Here is a 13,871-nt window from a genome sequence, read left to right as displayed (position 1 = left end):
TCACCTCCATTTATCTACGATGAGGGGACGGTAGCGACACGACCGCACATGGACAATCCCGAAAGGGCGCGCATATTGCGGGGCATGACTAAGGCTTCGGATATCCTGATCGTTGGCGGCGGCCTGAACGGCCCCGCACTGGCACTGGCACTGGCGCAGACCGGGCATTCTGTAACGGTAATCGACGCGCTGGCCGAGACCGTGCGCAAGGACGCCGCATTTGACGGCCGGGCCTACGCACTTGCTCTTGCTTCGCAAAGATTGCTGGCGGCGACCGGCGTCTGGAGCAGGGTTGCCGGGCACGCGCAACCGATGCTCGAGATCAAGGTCACCGACGGGCATGCCGGGGCCGGCCCGTCGCCCTTCTTCATGCATTTCGACCATGCCGAGATCGAAGAAGGCCCGATGGGCTACATGGTCGAAGACCGCCATCTGCGTCGCGCCTTTCTTGAGGCAATGGCCGAGGAAAAGGGCATCACGCAGCTGAGCGGGAAAACAGTCGTTGCGCAGGAATGCGATACAACGGGCGTGTCTCTGACGCTTGACGACGGCTCTGTTCTGACCGGCGGCCTGCTTGTCGGATGCGACGGGCGCCGAAGCGGCACTGCCGCGCGGGCAGGCATCAGGCGCACCGGCTGGGACTATGGGCAGACGGCGCTGGTCTGCGCAATCGAACATGACCTGCCCCATCACGGCATTGCCCACCAGTTCTTCATGCCGCCAGGTCCACTGGCTATTCTGCCGCTGACCGGCAATCGCAGCTCCATTGTCTGGAGTGAACGGACCGACACGGCCCGGCGCATCAACGCCCTGTCAGAAGCCGACTATCTGCAGGTCCTGCGCCCCCGGTTCGGGGATTTCCTGGGCGACATCCGTTTGCAGGGCGACCGGTTCACCTACCCGCTGAACCTGACCATCGCCAATTCCTTCATCGGCGAGCGGTTGGCACTCGTTGGGGATGCCGCGCACGGCATGCACCCGATTGCGGGGCAAGGATTAAACGCCGGATTGCGTGATGTCGGCGCGCTGGCCGAGGTGCTGACGCTGGCCGGACGGCGGGGCGAGGATTTCAGCTCGGTTCTGGTGCTGGAACGCTATCAGGAGTGGCGGCGGTTCGATACAGCCGCATTGGCCATGGCGACGGATGTGTTCAACAAGCTGTTTTCCAACGACAACCCGCTGCTGCGGATCGGTCGCGACATCGGCATGGGCATCGTCGGCTCTATGCCCGGGTTGCGCCGGGGCTTTGTGCGCGAGGCCGCCGGGCTGACCGGAGACCTGCCAAAACTGCTGCAGGGGCGCGCGATCTAAAACGCCGCCGGGCACCCTGAGACGATCAGTCGAGTTCTCGTGCTTCATCCACGAGCATCACCGGGATGCCGTTGCGGATCGGAAAGGCGAGATTTGCGGCTTTCGACACAAGCTCCTGCTTTTCGGCATCAAAATGCAGCGTCGTATGGGTTTGCGGGCAGATCAGCGCCTCGAGCATGCGGCGATCAAAAGTGGTGTCGGGTTCGCTCATTGCAGTTTTTCCTCGTTAGAGCCGCCGCGCAGGGCGAATTCGATCAGCGTCACAAGCGTTTCACGCCGGGTGCGCAGACAGGGCGCCTCGAGCAGAGCCTGTTTGTCCTCGGGGTCGAAATCCAGCAGCATCGACAGAGAGTTGACCAGCAACTCATCATCTGCGTCCTTCAACGTGTCCCAATCCGTCGACAGATGGCGTGAGGAAAAGAATCGCTCCAGAAGATTCAGAAACCTTGTGCGATTGAACCCGTCATCCTGTTCCGCCTTGCCCAGATCGCGGTCAAACCCATCCCACGAGACCGAGCACCGTCGATAGGGCGTAAATGCATCCAGTTCGGATTTGACCCGAAACCGCGAAATCCCGGTCAGTGTGATCAGATATCGGCCATCTTCCGTTTCGGAAAACTGTGTCACCCGCCCGGCACATCCGATCTGGTGCAGCTTGCTTTCGTCGCTTTGGCACGGATTCGGCTGAACCATGGCTATCAGCCGTTCCTGAGTCTTGAGCGCGTCGTCCAGCATCTGAAGATAACGCGGCTCAAAAATGTGCAGCGGCAGGCGAGAACGGGGCAACAGCAGCGCCCCGGGCAATGGAAAAACGGATACCGTTTCCGGAAGATCGGCGGGATGCATCATGTATCCGAGTGTAGCCCTGATCCGGAATTAGGCAAATATCATCGAGCTGAGCTTGCGCCGCCCGTTCAGAACCACAGGGTCGTTTGGCTTGAGCGCGTCGAAAATCGTGAACAGCTGGGTTTTGGCGGCTCCGTCGTTCCATTCGCGGTCCCGGCGGAACAGTTCCAGCAATTGCGCCACCGCGTCCTCGACATCACCATTGGCATGCAGCGCCTGCGCCAGATCGAACCGGGCCTGATGGTTGCCGGGTTCGGCTTCGACGGCGGCGCTCAGCTCGGCCACCGGGCCTGCATCGGCTGCCTGTTTGGCCAGTTCCAGCTGGGCATGCGCGGCCTCAAGCTCGGCTGTGCCGGAGATTTCGACCGGTGCCCCGTTCAGGATGGCTTCGGCCTGTTCCAGATCGCCAGACGCGATATGCGCACGCACCAAACCACCATAGGCTCCGGCATGGTTCGGATCTTCGCCCAGAATGGCGGCAAAGGTCTGCGCCGCATCGACGGCAGCCCCTTCGGCCAGCATTTCTTCGGCGGCCTGAACGGCATCATCCAACTGTCCGCCCGGGCTTTGGCCGCCGGCCGCTTCGATCACGCGGTCCACAAACGCCTTGACCTCGGAACCCGGCACCGCGCCCTGAAACCCGTCAACGGGCTGGCCCTGGAAAAACGCATAGACGGTCGGAATCGACTGAACGCGCATCTGCGAGGCGATCATCTGGGCCTCATCCACATTGATCTTAACCATCTTCACCGCGCCCTTGGCGGCGGTCACGGCCTCTTCCAACTGGGGTCCTAGCGTCTTGCACGGCCCGCACCACGGTGCCCAGAAATCGACGATGACCGGAGTTTCCTGCGACGCTTCAACAACATCGGCCATGAACGTGGCCTCGGTTCCGTCCTTGATCAGATCGGTGACATCAGCGCCGGCTGCGGCGTTCAGAAGTTCCATGGCTTACACTCTCTCGTTCGAACTTGGCCTCTATATGCAACCACAAAGGGCAGAAACCAATAGTAGAGTTGCGGGCTCAAAGGTCGAAAGTCGCAAAGACGGGCGCATGGTCGCTGGGTTTCTCCCAACCGCGCGCTTCGCGCAGAACGCGGCTGGAATGACCCGCGTTCGAAATATCAGGCGTCGCCCAGACATGATCCAGCCGCCGCCCCTTGTCCGCAGCATCCCAATCCCGTGCCCGATAGGACCACCAACTGAAAAGCTGGCCTTCGGGGATGTCATTGCGTGTGACATCGACCCAACCGCCCGCATCCTGCGTTTCGGCCAGTTGCTCGACCTCGATGGGTGTGTGCGACACCACCTTGAGCAGTTGTTTGTGCGACCAGACATCATCTTCGCGCGGGGCGATGTTCAGATCACCGACCAGGATGGATTTTTCGGGTTTCTCCGAATGGAACCAGTCCCGCATATCCGTCAGGTAATCCAGTTTCTGACCGAATTTCTCGTTCACCTCACGGTCCGGCACATCGCCGCCTGCCGGGACATAGAAGTTATGAATCACCACGCCGTTTTCCAGCCGCCCGGCGATATGGCGGGCATGACCCAGCCCGGCGAAATCCTTGTCGCCCACCTCCTCCAGCGGAAGACGCGACAGGATGGCTACGCCGTTATACCCTTTCTGACCCCGCGCGATCAGATGGGTATAGCCCAACTCGGCAAACCCTTCGGTCGGGATTTTTTCAACCGGTGACTTGCACTCTTGCAGACACAGAACGTCGGGGGCCTCTTCCCGCAGCAATTTCAACACGATAGGTTCGCGCAGCCGGACCGAGTTGATGTTCCATGTGGCAATTGTGAAGGGCATGTGGAAGGTCTCCTGTATCGCGGTTGGTGCAACCTAACGCCCCGGTGGTCAGGGTGCCATGAGAAAAAAAACCCGCATGTAATTTGATGTGAGGCGCTCGTTTTCTTCATCGCTTTATCGAGTTTGCCAATTTCTTGTGACTTCCTGCCAACAGGCTTGCCCGCTGTATGTCGCGGTCACAGGTGTGCATCGGATGAATGAGGCCACACCATGATTGAACACGAACCGCAGCCTGCAGCGTACTACGATAAGAACGGCATCTGGACGCTGGACCCCACGATCGCGGACCACCAGGTGTGCGATACTTTTGCCGAAGGTGTGAGCGATCTCGTGCAGTTGCTGGACGACAACAAACCGATGTTGTCACGGGACGTTTACGCCCGGCTTTTCGCATCACTGCTGACAATGTCCAGATTGCTCGGAGAGTATGAAGACCGCTGGAAAGACAACTGACTTAACATAACGCCAGCGCGCAACCACACGGCCGGAGCGCCGAAATTCACACGTAAACCTTCGGTTGCAATAAAAAAAGCCGGGCCCGGAGGCCCGGCAGTCCAACAGGGAGGTACATGTCATGACCCGGACATGCGCGGGATACGATCACCTTAAATATGTTTACAGAGTATCACTTTGATCCACCTCAATCCACACCCAGTTACGAAACGAGTCTATAGCCACCCGATTCTGTGACCAAAAGGCGCGCATTGGACGGGTCGGGCTCGATCTTCTGGCGCAGGCGATAGATATGAGTTTCCAGCGTGTGGGTTGTGACACCTGCATTGTAGCCCCAGACCTCGTGCAGCAGGACATCGCGGGCAACAACGCCGTCGGTGGACCGGTACAGGAACTTGAGAATATTGGTTTCTTTCTCGGTCAGGCGAATTTTGCGATCCTCTTCGGTGATCAGCACCTTCATCGCCGGTTTGAAAGTGTAAGGGCCCAGGACGAACACCGCATCTTCAGATTGCTCGTGCTGGCGCAGCTGGGCACGGATGCGAGCCAGAAGAACCGGAAATTTGAACGGTTTCGAGACGTAATCATTTGCGCCGGCGTCCAGACCCAGGATGGTGTCGGCGTCGCTGTCATGGCCAGTCAGCATCAGAATCGGGCTTTTTACACCTTGTTTACGCATCAGGCGGCATAGTTCGCGCCCGTCGGTGTCAGGAAGGCCAACATCAAGAATCACCAGATCGTAGATCGCCTCGCGGGCGCGCTCCATGGCTGACGACCCGTCGGATGCTTCGAAGACATCAAAATCCTCGGTCATCACAAGCTGCTCACTCAGAGCTTCGCGCAGATCCTCGTCATCATCCACAAGCAGAATTTTCTTGAGCTGAGCCATGTTCCCGTCCTCCTATGCCTTTTGCATCACTTGCGTGTGGAATATGCAATCAACAAGATTTGCTGCAACTGTCTCACGACCTCGTGTCTGACGTATAGGAAATGTTTCACATTTTCCGCAGATCAGGCTACCTCATGGACGAAACGTTATAGGATAACACGGATGAGTCTCATTCCAGACATCTCGGAATTGCTGGCACGGGCGCGGGCAGATCTGCGCATGGGCCTGCCTGTGGTCCTGACAGATGACGGCGGACTTGGCGTGTTGGCCGTGGCGTCGGAAACACTCAGCGCGCAAAGGCTTGCCGATCTCAGGGGTCTTGGCAGCGACCCGGTTGTCACGATCACCGGACGGCGGGCGGAAACGCTCAAGGCCCGGGCCTATGACGGCGATCTGGCGCGCGTGATCCTTCCGGCGGATGCGGATATTGGATGGGTGCAGGCCGTCGCCGATCCGTCAGACGATCTGAACGCACCGATGAAAGGCCCCCTGATGTCCGAGCGTCAGGGACATGCCAATCTGCATCGGATCGCGATTGCGCTGACGAAATCCGCCCGCCTGTTGCCTTCCGCTGTTGTCACCGCAATCGAAGACGGCCGCGCCTTTGCGGCAGCGCATGGACTGACCTGCATTGATCATACGCGCGCGGCACCTCATCTGGCCGACCGCAGCGCCTTGCACGAAGTCGTTGCAGCGCGCCTGCCAATGGAAGTGTCCGAGGCAGGCCGGTTGCACATTTTTCGCCCCGAAGACGGCGGAGAAGAGCATTATGCCATCGAGATCGGACGCCCGGATCGGAGCAAGCCGGTTCTGGCCAGATTGCACTCGGCCTGTTTTACAGGCGATCTGTTGGGCAGCCTGAAATGCGACTGCGGCCCGCAGCTTCGCGGGGCCCTGGCCCAGATGGGCACGGAAGGTGCCGGCGTCCTGCTGTATCTCAATCAGGAGGGTCGCGGCATCGGGCTGGCCAACAAGATGCGCGCATATTTCCTGCAGGATCAAGGGTTTGACACGGTCGAGGCCAATCACCGCCTCGGGTTTGAAGATGACGAGAGGGATTTTCGCCTGGGGTCGGATATCCTGAAATCCCTTGGTTTCAATGCAGTCCGCCTGCTGACCAACAACCCGGCAAAGATTGCGATGATGGAGAAAACAGGAATCGCCGTAACCGAACGGGTACCGCTGCAGGTTGGTGAAACGGCGCATAATCGGGGATATCTGGCGACCAAGGCGGCAAAGTCAGGCCATCTGCTGTGACACCAATTGATCTTGTGCTGACGCCGCGCGGTGTCCGGTTTCTGGGCCGGGTCTTCCCCTGCACCATCGGGAAAGGCGGGATCAGCGCGGACAAGCGCGAAGGCGACGGCGCAACACCGGTTGGAACGCACCGGATTGTGGCCATGCTGTACCGGCCGGACCGCATCTGTCGGCCCGTGCCATGGGCGCGTCCGATCGGTCCGGGGGATCTTTGGTCTGACGACATGCAGGATGCGGGTTATAACCATCTGGTACGGGCGCCCTACGCCCACAGCCACGAGAAACTGCGCAGATCAGACCCTTTGTACGATCTTGTGCTCGTCGTTGACTGGAACTGGCCCGACGCGATTCCAGGGCGCGGCTCGGCCATCTTTATTCATCAATGGCGGCGACAGGGGTTTCCCACCGAAGGCTGCGTGGCCTTTCGCCGGGACCATCTGAAATGGATTGCCAGGCGTGTCGCCCAAGGCACGCGATTGATTATCCCTGCGGCCTGACGCGCTCGCCAAAAATTGCCGAACCGACGCGAACATGCGTTGCACCCAGCGCGATGGCTTTCTCGAAATCCCCGCTCATGCCCATGGAAAGTCCGGACAAGCCGTTTTGTGCTGCGATCTTTGCCAGCAGGGCGAAGTGCAGCGAAGGCTCCTCCTCTATCGGAGGAATGCACATCAATCCCTGAATTGGCAGGTCGAGGTCACGGCATTCGGCAACAAACGCATCCGCATCTGACGGCATGATTCCGGCCTTCTGCTCCTCTTCCCCGGTATTCACCTGAATGAAAAGGTCAGGGCAGTGGCCCAGTTCCTGCGCCAGACGCGCCAGTGTCTTGGCAAGTTTGGGGCGGTCAACCGAGTGGATCGCGTTGCACAGTTCCATCGCCTGACGTGCTTTGTTGGTTTGCAGCGGGCCGATCAGATGCAGGTCAATGCCATCGTACCGCTCTTTGAAGGCGGGCCATTTTCCTGCTGCTTCCTGCACCCGGTTTTCACCGAAACACCGATGGCCCTGATCCAGCACCGCCTGAACCCGTTCATCGGGCTGAACCTTGGAAACGGCGATCAGCTTTACCGCGCCGGCGGGCCGTCCATTGGCAATTTCCGCCTTGGCGATACGGTCGGTGATTTCCTGCAGCGACATGGGGTTCCTCAATCTGCCTACCTGCGCAGACAAACACCAAGTCGGCACAAAAGAAAAGGGCAGGTCTTTCGACCTGCCCTCAAACCTTGCGGTTTCAGATCAACTTAGAAGTTGAACTGAGCACCGAAGTCAGCACGGATGGTGCTGCTTCCGCCGCCCGGCTTCGAGCTGCCTACACCACCGCGCAGCGATGCACCGCCGCCCAGGTCGTAGATAGCGCCGATACCATACTGACGGGTGTCGTTGCTTGCCGAACCGTCACCGTATGCTGCGGTGATGGTGGTTGCTGCGCCAACGTTATAGGCCAGCGACAGACCGTATGCGGTGCCGTCGGTGCCGCTTACGCGGGTTTTATCGTCAGCAACAAACAGGGTGCCCGAGAAGTCGCCCCATTCGCCACCCAGGGTCAGAACAGCCAGGCTAGGCTTGCTGCCACCGCCCGAAACGTCGGTCTGACCGTAAGCAACAGCGGCAGTGATGTTGCCGAAGCTGTAGGTCGCGCTGACGTCCCAACGGTCGCCGGAACCGGTGACAGTTGTCAGAGCCGGGCCACCTGCGACGGTACCGATTGTGGTGGTCACAGTGTCAACCTGGTCGTACGACGCACCGAAGGCGAAATCACCAACTGCGTACTGGAAGAACACAGCGTTTGCGCCCGAACCGGTCGAGGAGTACGACAGGAAGCTGTAGTCAACGCCCGAGTACTGACCGATGAACGATTCCAGGCCAGGCTCGTTACCGTAGTAGTTTGCCAAGTTGTCGAACGAACCCGATACGTTGCCGGCGTCAACACGCAGACCACCGTAGATGACCGAGAAACGTGCGCCGTTCAGGCCAGCCGAGTTGGCTTCGCCGGTTGCCGCGTTTTCGTCAGCCTGCAGACGAACACGACCCGAGAACTCTACGCCACCGTCGGTTTCAACGTTTGCGTCGATGTTCAGACGGAAGCGCGATACCAGGATGGTGTCCGAGCCCTGAACCGATGCAGTCAGGGTTGTGGTGGTGACAGCACCACCGGCTGTCACGGAGCGGACAACGGCGGAGGTCGAGAAGCTACGGTCTTCCTGGTAGCCGATACCAAAACGGCCGTAACCGCTGAAGCGAACATCAGCCGCTGCAACGCTTGCGGTTGCAATCAGAGCGGTCGATGCGAAGAGAACTTTTTTCATCTTGTTTCCCTCGGTTTCAAAAGTTTTTCTACTCGACATATGCCTCAGCACATGTCTCAGCACGGACACCGTTTCGCTCTTTTTGCCCCCTTCGCGCAAGCTTACCTTAATTGCGTCGCCTGCATTGGCCCCGGATTGGTGCAAGGATGCCACAGTCGATTTCCACCCCCGGAACCCGCATTCTGCGCCAATATAAGAAAAGAATAGGCTTGTTGCTGCACTGCGCCTTGTCTAGGAGTATCAACCAACAACGCAAAACCAATGAAGCAGGACCTGTCGACGATGCGCCTGAAAACGATTCTGGGTTTGATAATACTGACCGCCGCTGTCGCCGCCTGCGGGCGCAGCCAGCCATTGCCGGGGGATGCACGCTCGTTGACTGTCGATGGCTCTTCGACAGACGAACGCGAACTCAGCGATCCGGGCCGTACAACGATCTGGGATGTCTTCGGACCGAACAACTCCGAGCAGGTCACAAATGTGAACCGCTACTTGTGGCGCGCTTCGCTGGATGTGCTGAATTTCCTTCCAGTACAGGAAGTTGACCCGTTTACCGGTGTGATTGTGACCGGCTATGGCAAGCCGCCGGGTGGCGGGCGCTCGTACCGGGCGACGGTCCATATCAGTGACCCGGCGCTGGCGGCGCGCTCGTTGACTGTCTCGCTGCAAACCAGTGGCGGTGCTCCGGTCAGTGCCGCAACCACCCGCGCGGTCGAGGATGCGATCCTGTCCCGCGCACGCCAGCTACGCATTGCGGACAACAAGTTCTAGCCACCCGCCGCAAATCGCAATATTACCACGCCGGGTTCATGCCCGGCGTTTTCATTCACGAAGGACCGCACCATGTCGCGCTACTCGGCCAACGAAATCGAAGCAAAATGGCAGGAGGCCTGGGACAGGGCCGGGATCTTCACCGCCGACCACAAGGCGGACAAGCCGAAATATTACGTGCTTGAGATGTTCCCCTACCCGTCCGGCCGAATCCATATGGGGCATGTGCGCAACTACACGATGGGCGACGTGATCGCGCGGCATAAACTGGCGACCGGCCACAACGTGCTGCACCCGATGGGCTGGGATGCGTTCGGGATGCCGGCGGAAAACGCCGCGATGGCGATTGGTGGCCACCCGAAGGACTGGACCTACGGCAACATTGCAGACATGCGCGGGCAGATGAAGCCTTTGGGCCTGTCGATCGACTGGTCTCGTGAGTTCGCAACCTGTGACCCCGAATATTACGGCCAGCAGCAGGCCTTGTTCCTGGACATGCTCGAAGCCGGGCTGGTGTATCGCAAAAACGCCGTGGTGAACTGGGATCCGGTCGACATGACCGTGCTGGCCAACGAACAGGTGGAAAACGGGCGCGGTTGGCGATCCGGAGCGCTGGTGGAACGTCGCGAACTGACCCAGTGGTTCTTCAAGATATCGGACTATTCCGAGGAACTGCTCGACGCGCTGGACACTCTGGATAACTGGCCCGCCAAGGTACGCCTGATGCAAGAAAACTGGATCGGCAAGTCACGCGGCCTTCAGTTTGGGTTCGAACGTACCGATGGCGAAGAGCCGATCACCGTATATACGACTCGCCCCGATACGCTGCTGGGCGCGTCCTTTGTCGGCATCTCACCAGACCACCCGATTGCCAAGGAGCTTGAGGCAGAAAGTCCCGAAGTTGCTGAATTTGTTGCCGAATGCCGCAAGGGTGGCACCACGGAAGAGGCGATCGAGACCGCTGAGAAACTGGGCTATGATACCGGTATCCGCGTAAAACACCCGCTGGACCCGAATTGGGAACTCCCTGTCTGGATCGCCAACTTCATCCTGATGGATTACGGCACTGGCGCGATCTTTGCCTGCCCGGCGCATGACCAGCGCGACCTCGATTTCTGCCGCAAATATGGCCTGCCCGTGGTGGACACCTTCTTTGCGCTGGATGACGACACGCCGGTCGACAAGATCGCTTTTGTCCCGCCCAAATCCGAAAAGGTTCGCTGGGTGAATCACTTCGCTGGCCTGACCGAGGCGACGGGTGACGAGGCGATCGACGCCACCGTCGACTTTGCCGAAAAGGCCGGCTGGGGCGAAGGCGTCACCAAATACCGCCTGCGCGACTGGGGTTTGAGCCGCCAGCGCTATTGGGGCTGCCCGATTCCCGTTGTTCATTGTGACAGCTGCGGCGTGGTGCCCGAGAAAAAGGAAAACCTGCCGGTCCGCCTGCCCGACGATGTCACGTTCGACAAACCCGGCAACCCGCTGGATCGTCACCCGACCTGGCGTGACTGCGCCTGCCCGAAATGCGGAGCCCCGGCAAAGCGCGAGACCGACACGATGGACACCTTCGTCGATTCGTCGTGGTATTTCGCCCGTTTCACTGCCCCGCGTGCTGAAACGCCAACCGATCTGACTGAGGCCGAGTACTGGATGAATGTGGACCAGTATATCGGCGGGATCGAGCATGCGATTCTGCACCTGCTCTATTCCCGATTCTTCGCGCGAGCGATGCAGATCACCGGTCATCTGCCGAAAAAGGCCATCGAGCCGTTTGATGCGCTGTTCACCCAAGGCATGGTCACGCACGCGATCTACAAGTCAAAGAAATTAGACAAGAACAACATGCTCAGGGACGTTTACTTCTACCCGAGCGACGTTGTTGAGTTTCAAGTCAACGGAAAACCCCAAGCGTTCCTTCGAGAAGAGGTAGGGCCACTTCAACATGACCCGATGGCGTTGACTGACGCATTCTTAGGTGCCAATGACTTTACGCCAATTGACGTTGTGCCCTCTGCAAAAATGTCAAAGTCCAAGAACAATGTAGTGGACCCGCTCTATATAATCTCGGCCTTTGGCGCTGACACGGCCCGCTGGTTCGTGCTGTCCGATTCGCCGCCCGAGCGTGACGTCGAATGGACTGCATCCGGCGCCGAGGCCGCGTTCAAGCACCTCAGCCGCGTACATCGCATCGCCTCCGAGATCGCCGAGGCGGACGTTCCGGCCAATGCCGAAGACGAAACCCTGCTGCGCGAGATGCACAAAGCGATCCACGATGTGTCGGGTGGTGTCGAATCCTTTGGCTTCAACGCGTCCATCGCCAAGCTTTATGCGTTCACCAACACTCTGGCGAAATCCAAGGCGGGCACCGCCGCGAAACGCGAAGCAGCCAAGACGCTGGCGCAACTGATGTCACCGATGACACCGCACCTGTCCGAAGAGCTGTGGCAGCTTCTGGGCGGAGAAGGTCTGGTGGCGGTCGCCCCATGGCCCGTCGCAGATGAGACGATGCTGATCGACGACACGGTCACGTTGCCGATTCAGATCAACGGCAAGCGCCGCGCGGAAATCAGCGTGTCCAAGGATTTGGCGAAGGACGAGGTTGAAAAAGTCGCGCTCAGCACCGAAGCTGTGCAAAAGGCGCTGAACGGTGCAGCGCCGAAGAAAGTGATCGTAGTGCCGGGCCGGATCGTGAATGTCGTTGTTTGATCGCAAATCGTGGCGGATGCTGCCGCTTGCAGCTTCTCTGATTGTTGCCGCTTGCGGCTTCCAGCCGGTTTATGCCCCCGGCGGTACAGGCGAAGCGCTGTACGGGAAGGTTGTCGTGTCTGCCCCGAATGACGTCGACAGCTATCTGTTGGTTCAGAACCTAGAACAGCGTCTGGGGCGCAGCGCGGAACAGGTTGAGGATTACGACCTGAATGTTCAGGTCGCGACCACGACTCTGGCTGCGGCCATCACAACGACCAACGAAATCAACCGCCTGACCATCAATGGCCGGGCCAACTTTACGCTTGTGTCGAAAGCCACAGGGCAGGTGGTTGCATCAGGTTCAGAGACCAATTTCGTGGCCTATTCGGCTGCCGGTTCAACCGTCTCGACCCTGGCCGGGGAACGCGCGGCAAAGGAACGTCTGATGGTGATGCTTTCGGATCAGATCGTCAATCGCCTGTACGCCACCACAGGTCCGGCCACATGAAGCTCAGCCCGCGCGAGGCCGAGGGGTATTTTACCAGGCCCGACGCGGACAAGGCCGGGCTGCTGATCTATGGCGCGGATGCGATGCGTGTTGCGCTGAAACGGCAGCAGGTTCTGGCGGCCCTTCTGGGCCCCGCCGCCGAGGAAGAGATGCGGCTGACCCGGATCCCGGGATCGGAATTGCGCGGCGATCCGGCGTTGCTGCTGGATGCCATCAAGGCGGTTGGGTTTTTTCCCGGCCCCCGGGCCGCCTTTGTCGAGGATGCGACGGAGACCGCAGCGCCTGCGATTCTGGCAGCGCTGGAAGACTGGGCGCTTGGCGACGCGCAAATCGTTGTGACCGCCGGCCAGCTCAAACCAAGTTCGAAAATCCGCAAGGCGTTCGAAACCCATCCGGCGGCTTATGCCGTGGGTATCTACGACGATCCGCCTTCCCGGGCCGAGGTCGAACGGATTCTGTCCGAAGCAGGTCTTCAGAACATTTCCCGCGACACCATGTCGGCGCTGGCCGAACTGGCGGTTGCGCTCAGCCCTGGGGATTTCACCCAGACCGTTGAAAAGATTTCATTATACAAGCGCGGCGACCCTTCTGAGCTGACCATCGAAGATGTCGAATCTTGCGCGCCGCGCTCGACCGAAGCGGCGTTGGACGATGTCCTGAATGTGGTTGCCGAAGGACGAACGGCCGAAATCGGGCCATTGCTTCGCCGTTTGCAGGCGCAGGGCACAAACGCAGTCACCTTGTGCATCGGGGCAACCCGGCATTTTCGCACGCTTTATGCCTGCGCTTCAGATCCGGGCGGTGCAGCGCAGGGTATCGGCAAGCTGCGTCCGCCTGTTTACGGCAAGCGCCGCGACCGGATTTTGCGGCAGGCACAGGGTTGGGGTGCGCAAAAACTGCAAACCGCGCTGACGGTGCTGACCGATACGGACCTTTCCCTGCGATCAGCCGGTCAGACCGCACCCGCGCTGGCACTGGTCGAACGGGCAATGATCCGTCTGGCAATGCTGGCACGGTCGCGCTAGT

15 protein-coding genes are annotated in these 13,871 nt (G+C 59.5%); 8 read left to right on the top strand and 7 right to left on the bottom strand.

Translation table 11 applies throughout. From position 1 onward, the window contains the following. Positions 1 to 48: 48 nt before the first annotated feature. Positions 49 to 1,311: an FAD-dependent monooxygenase gene (locus tag ACR3EQ_RS16045; protein ID WP_480491206.1), complete on the top strand. Its 1,263-nt coding sequence runs from the start codon at positions 49 to 51 to the stop codon at positions 1,309 to 1,311. Positions 1,312 to 1,336: 25 nt separating this feature from the next. Here the strand turns inward: ACR3EQ_RS16045 and ACR3EQ_RS16040 are convergent, their stop codons facing one another. The 4 genes from ACR3EQ_RS16040 to ACR3EQ_RS16025 all read right to left on the bottom strand — a co-directional run bounded on the left by ACR3EQ_RS16040 (position 1,337) and on the right by ACR3EQ_RS16025 (position 3,970). Next, positions 1,337 to 1,522, bottom strand: a complete 186-nt coding sequence (locus ACR3EQ_RS16040; protein WP_170614250.1) for a Trm112 family protein — start codon at positions 1,520 to 1,522, stop codon at positions 1,337 to 1,339. Continuing rightward, positions 1,519 to 2,160 carry an LON peptidase substrate-binding domain-containing protein gene (locus ACR3EQ_RS16035; RefSeq protein WP_170619278.1) on the bottom strand — a complete coding sequence of 214 codons (642 nt, stop codon included), beginning with the start codon at positions 2,158 to 2,160 and terminating at the stop codon, positions 1,519 to 1,521. The genes ACR3EQ_RS16040 and ACR3EQ_RS16035 overlap by 4 nt, the downstream gene beginning before the upstream one ends. Before the next feature lie 27 nt (positions 2,161 to 2,187). After that, complete coding sequence (gene trxA, locus ACR3EQ_RS16030) at positions 2,188 to 3,105, bottom strand: thioredoxin (RefSeq protein WP_170614248.1); 918 nt, start codon at positions 3,103 to 3,105, stop codon at positions 2,188 to 2,190. A gap of 76 nt (positions 3,106 to 3,181) precedes the next feature. Then, positions 3,182 to 3,970 carry an exodeoxyribonuclease III gene (locus ACR3EQ_RS16025; protein WP_170614247.1) on the bottom strand — a complete coding sequence of 263 codons (789 nt, stop codon included), beginning with the start codon at positions 3,968 to 3,970 and terminating at the stop codon, positions 3,182 to 3,184. 210 nt (positions 3,971 to 4,180) lie between these two features. Here ACR3EQ_RS16025 and ACR3EQ_RS16020 point away from each other — a divergent pair, with 210 nt between their 5' ends. After that, the gene (locus ACR3EQ_RS16020) at positions 4,181 to 4,423 is read left to right on the top strand and encodes a hypothetical protein (RefSeq protein ID WP_480491204.1); all 243 of its coding nucleotides are present in this window, start codon (positions 4,181 to 4,183) and stop codon (positions 4,421 to 4,423) included. Between the two features lie 202 nt (positions 4,424 to 4,625). Here ACR3EQ_RS16020 and ACR3EQ_RS16015 read toward each other — a convergent pair whose 3' ends face one another. Then, on the bottom strand, positions 4,626 to 5,312 hold the full coding sequence (locus ACR3EQ_RS16015) for a response regulator transcription factor (RefSeq protein ID WP_170614245.1): 687 nt from the start codon (positions 5,310 to 5,312) through the stop codon (positions 4,626 to 4,628). 162 nt (positions 5,313 to 5,474) lie between these two features. On the opposite strand from ACR3EQ_RS16015, the gene ribA reads away from it, so the two are divergent. Together ribA and ACR3EQ_RS16005 are read left to right on the top strand one after the other, a co-directional pair. Further along, positions 5,475 to 6,569: a GTP cyclohydrolase II gene (gene ribA / locus ACR3EQ_RS16010; protein WP_170614244.1), complete on the top strand. Its 1,095-nt coding sequence runs from the start codon at positions 5,475 to 5,477 to the stop codon at positions 6,567 to 6,569. Then, positions 6,566 to 7,066 (top strand): L,D-transpeptidase family protein, encoded by a 501-nt coding sequence (locus ACR3EQ_RS16005; RefSeq protein ID WP_170619279.1) that lies wholly within the window; start codon positions 6,566 to 6,568, stop codon positions 7,064 to 7,066. The genes ribA and ACR3EQ_RS16005 overlap by 4 nt, the downstream gene beginning before the upstream one ends. Here the strand turns inward: ACR3EQ_RS16005 and ACR3EQ_RS16000 are convergent. Together ACR3EQ_RS16000 and ACR3EQ_RS15995 are read right to left on the bottom strand one after the other, a co-directional pair. Beyond that, positions 7,050 to 7,709: a YggS family pyridoxal phosphate-dependent enzyme gene (locus ACR3EQ_RS16000; protein WP_170614242.1), complete on the bottom strand. Its 660-nt coding sequence runs from the start codon at positions 7,707 to 7,709 to the stop codon at positions 7,050 to 7,052. The two genes, ACR3EQ_RS16005 and ACR3EQ_RS16000, sit on opposite strands and share 17 nt — an antisense overlap. A gap of 104 nt (positions 7,710 to 7,813) precedes the next feature. After that, entirely contained in the window at positions 7,814 to 8,878 is a 1,065-nt protein-coding gene (locus tag ACR3EQ_RS15995) for a porin (protein WP_170614241.1), read from the bottom strand. A 282-nt stretch (positions 8,879 to 9,160) separates the two neighbouring features. Between ACR3EQ_RS15995 and ACR3EQ_RS15990 the strand changes: the two genes are divergently transcribed. From ACR3EQ_RS15990 to holA, 4 genes are all read left to right on the top strand, one after another. Further along, positions 9,161 to 9,649 carry a DUF3576 domain-containing protein gene (locus ACR3EQ_RS15990; protein ID WP_170614449.1) on the top strand — a complete coding sequence of 163 codons (489 nt, stop codon included), beginning with the start codon at positions 9,161 to 9,163 and terminating at the stop codon, positions 9,647 to 9,649. A 72-nt stretch (positions 9,650 to 9,721) separates the two neighbouring features. Continuing rightward, positions 9,722 to 12,355: a leucine--tRNA ligase gene (gene leuS / locus ACR3EQ_RS15985; protein WP_480491201.1), complete on the top strand. Its 2,634-nt coding sequence runs from the start codon at positions 9,722 to 9,724 to the stop codon at positions 12,353 to 12,355. Beyond that, the gene (lptE, locus tag ACR3EQ_RS15980) at positions 12,342 to 12,845 is read left to right on the top strand and encodes an LPS assembly lipoprotein LptE (protein ID WP_170679423.1); all 504 of its coding nucleotides are present in this window, start codon (positions 12,342 to 12,344) and stop codon (positions 12,843 to 12,845) included. The genes leuS and lptE overlap by 14 nt, the downstream gene beginning before the upstream one ends. Then, positions 12,842 to 13,870 carry a DNA polymerase III subunit delta gene (gene holA, locus ACR3EQ_RS15975; RefSeq protein ID WP_480491199.1) on the top strand — a complete coding sequence of 343 codons (1,029 nt, stop codon included), beginning with the start codon at positions 12,842 to 12,844 and terminating at the stop codon, positions 13,868 to 13,870. Before lptE ends, holA begins: the two co-directional genes overlap by 4 nt. Position 13,871 lies beyond the last annotated feature (1 nt).

This window comes from Ruegeria sp. AN11 (genome assembly GCF_056536005.1).
The sequence above is the reverse complement of the archived record's forward strand: the minus strand, read 5'-3'. Positions and strand labels throughout refer to the sequence as shown.

What these genes read in the sequence shown, in the direction of transcription:
- ACR3EQ_RS16045 (WP_480491206.1), top strand. Translation starts at nt 49, where the DNA reads ATGGACAATCCCGAAAGGGCGCGCATATTGCGGGGCATGACTAAGGCT.
- ACR3EQ_RS16040 (WP_170614250.1), bottom strand. Translation starts at nt 1,522, where the DNA reads ATGAGCGAACCCGACACCACTTTTGATCGCCGCATGCTCGAGGCGCTG.
- ACR3EQ_RS16035 (WP_170619278.1), bottom strand. Translation starts at nt 2,160, where the DNA reads ATGATGCATCCCGCCGATCTTCCGGAAACGGTATCCGTTTTTCCATTG.
- trxA (WP_170614248.1), bottom strand. Translation starts at nt 3,105, where the DNA reads ATGGAACTTCTGAACGCCGCAGCCGGCGCTGATGTCACCGATCTGATC.
- ACR3EQ_RS16025 (WP_170614247.1), bottom strand. Translation starts at nt 3,970, where the DNA reads ATGCCCTTCACAATTGCCACATGGAACATCAACTCGGTCCGGCTGCGC.
- ACR3EQ_RS16020 (WP_480491204.1), top strand. Translation starts at nt 4,181, where the DNA reads ATGATTGAACACGAACCGCAGCCTGCAGCGTACTACGATAAGAACGGC.
- ACR3EQ_RS16015 (WP_170614245.1), bottom strand. Translation starts at nt 5,312, where the DNA reads ATGGCTCAGCTCAAGAAAATTCTGCTTGTGGATGATGACGAGGATCTG.
- ribA (WP_170614244.1), top strand. Translation starts at nt 5,475, where the DNA reads ATGAGTCTCATTCCAGACATCTCGGAATTGCTGGCACGGGCGCGGGCA.
- ACR3EQ_RS16000 (WP_170614242.1), bottom strand. Translation starts at nt 7,709, where the DNA reads ATGTCGCTGCAGGAAATCACCGACCGTATCGCCAAGGCGGAAATTGCC.
- ACR3EQ_RS15995 (WP_170614241.1), bottom strand. Translation starts at nt 8,878, where the DNA reads ATGAAAAAAGTTCTCTTCGCATCGACCGCTCTGATTGCAACCGCAAGC.
- ACR3EQ_RS15990 (WP_170614449.1), top strand. Translation starts at nt 9,161, where the DNA reads ATGCGCCTGAAAACGATTCTGGGTTTGATAATACTGACCGCCGCTGTC.
- leuS (WP_480491201.1), top strand. Translation starts at nt 9,722, where the DNA reads ATGTCGCGCTACTCGGCCAACGAAATCGAAGCAAAATGGCAGGAGGCC.
- lptE (WP_170679423.1), top strand. Translation starts at nt 12,342, where the DNA reads ATGTCGTTGTTTGATCGCAAATCGTGGCGGATGCTGCCGCTTGCAGCT.
- holA (WP_480491199.1), top strand. Translation starts at nt 12,842, where the DNA reads ATGAAGCTCAGCCCGCGCGAGGCCGAGGGGTATTTTACCAGGCCCGAC.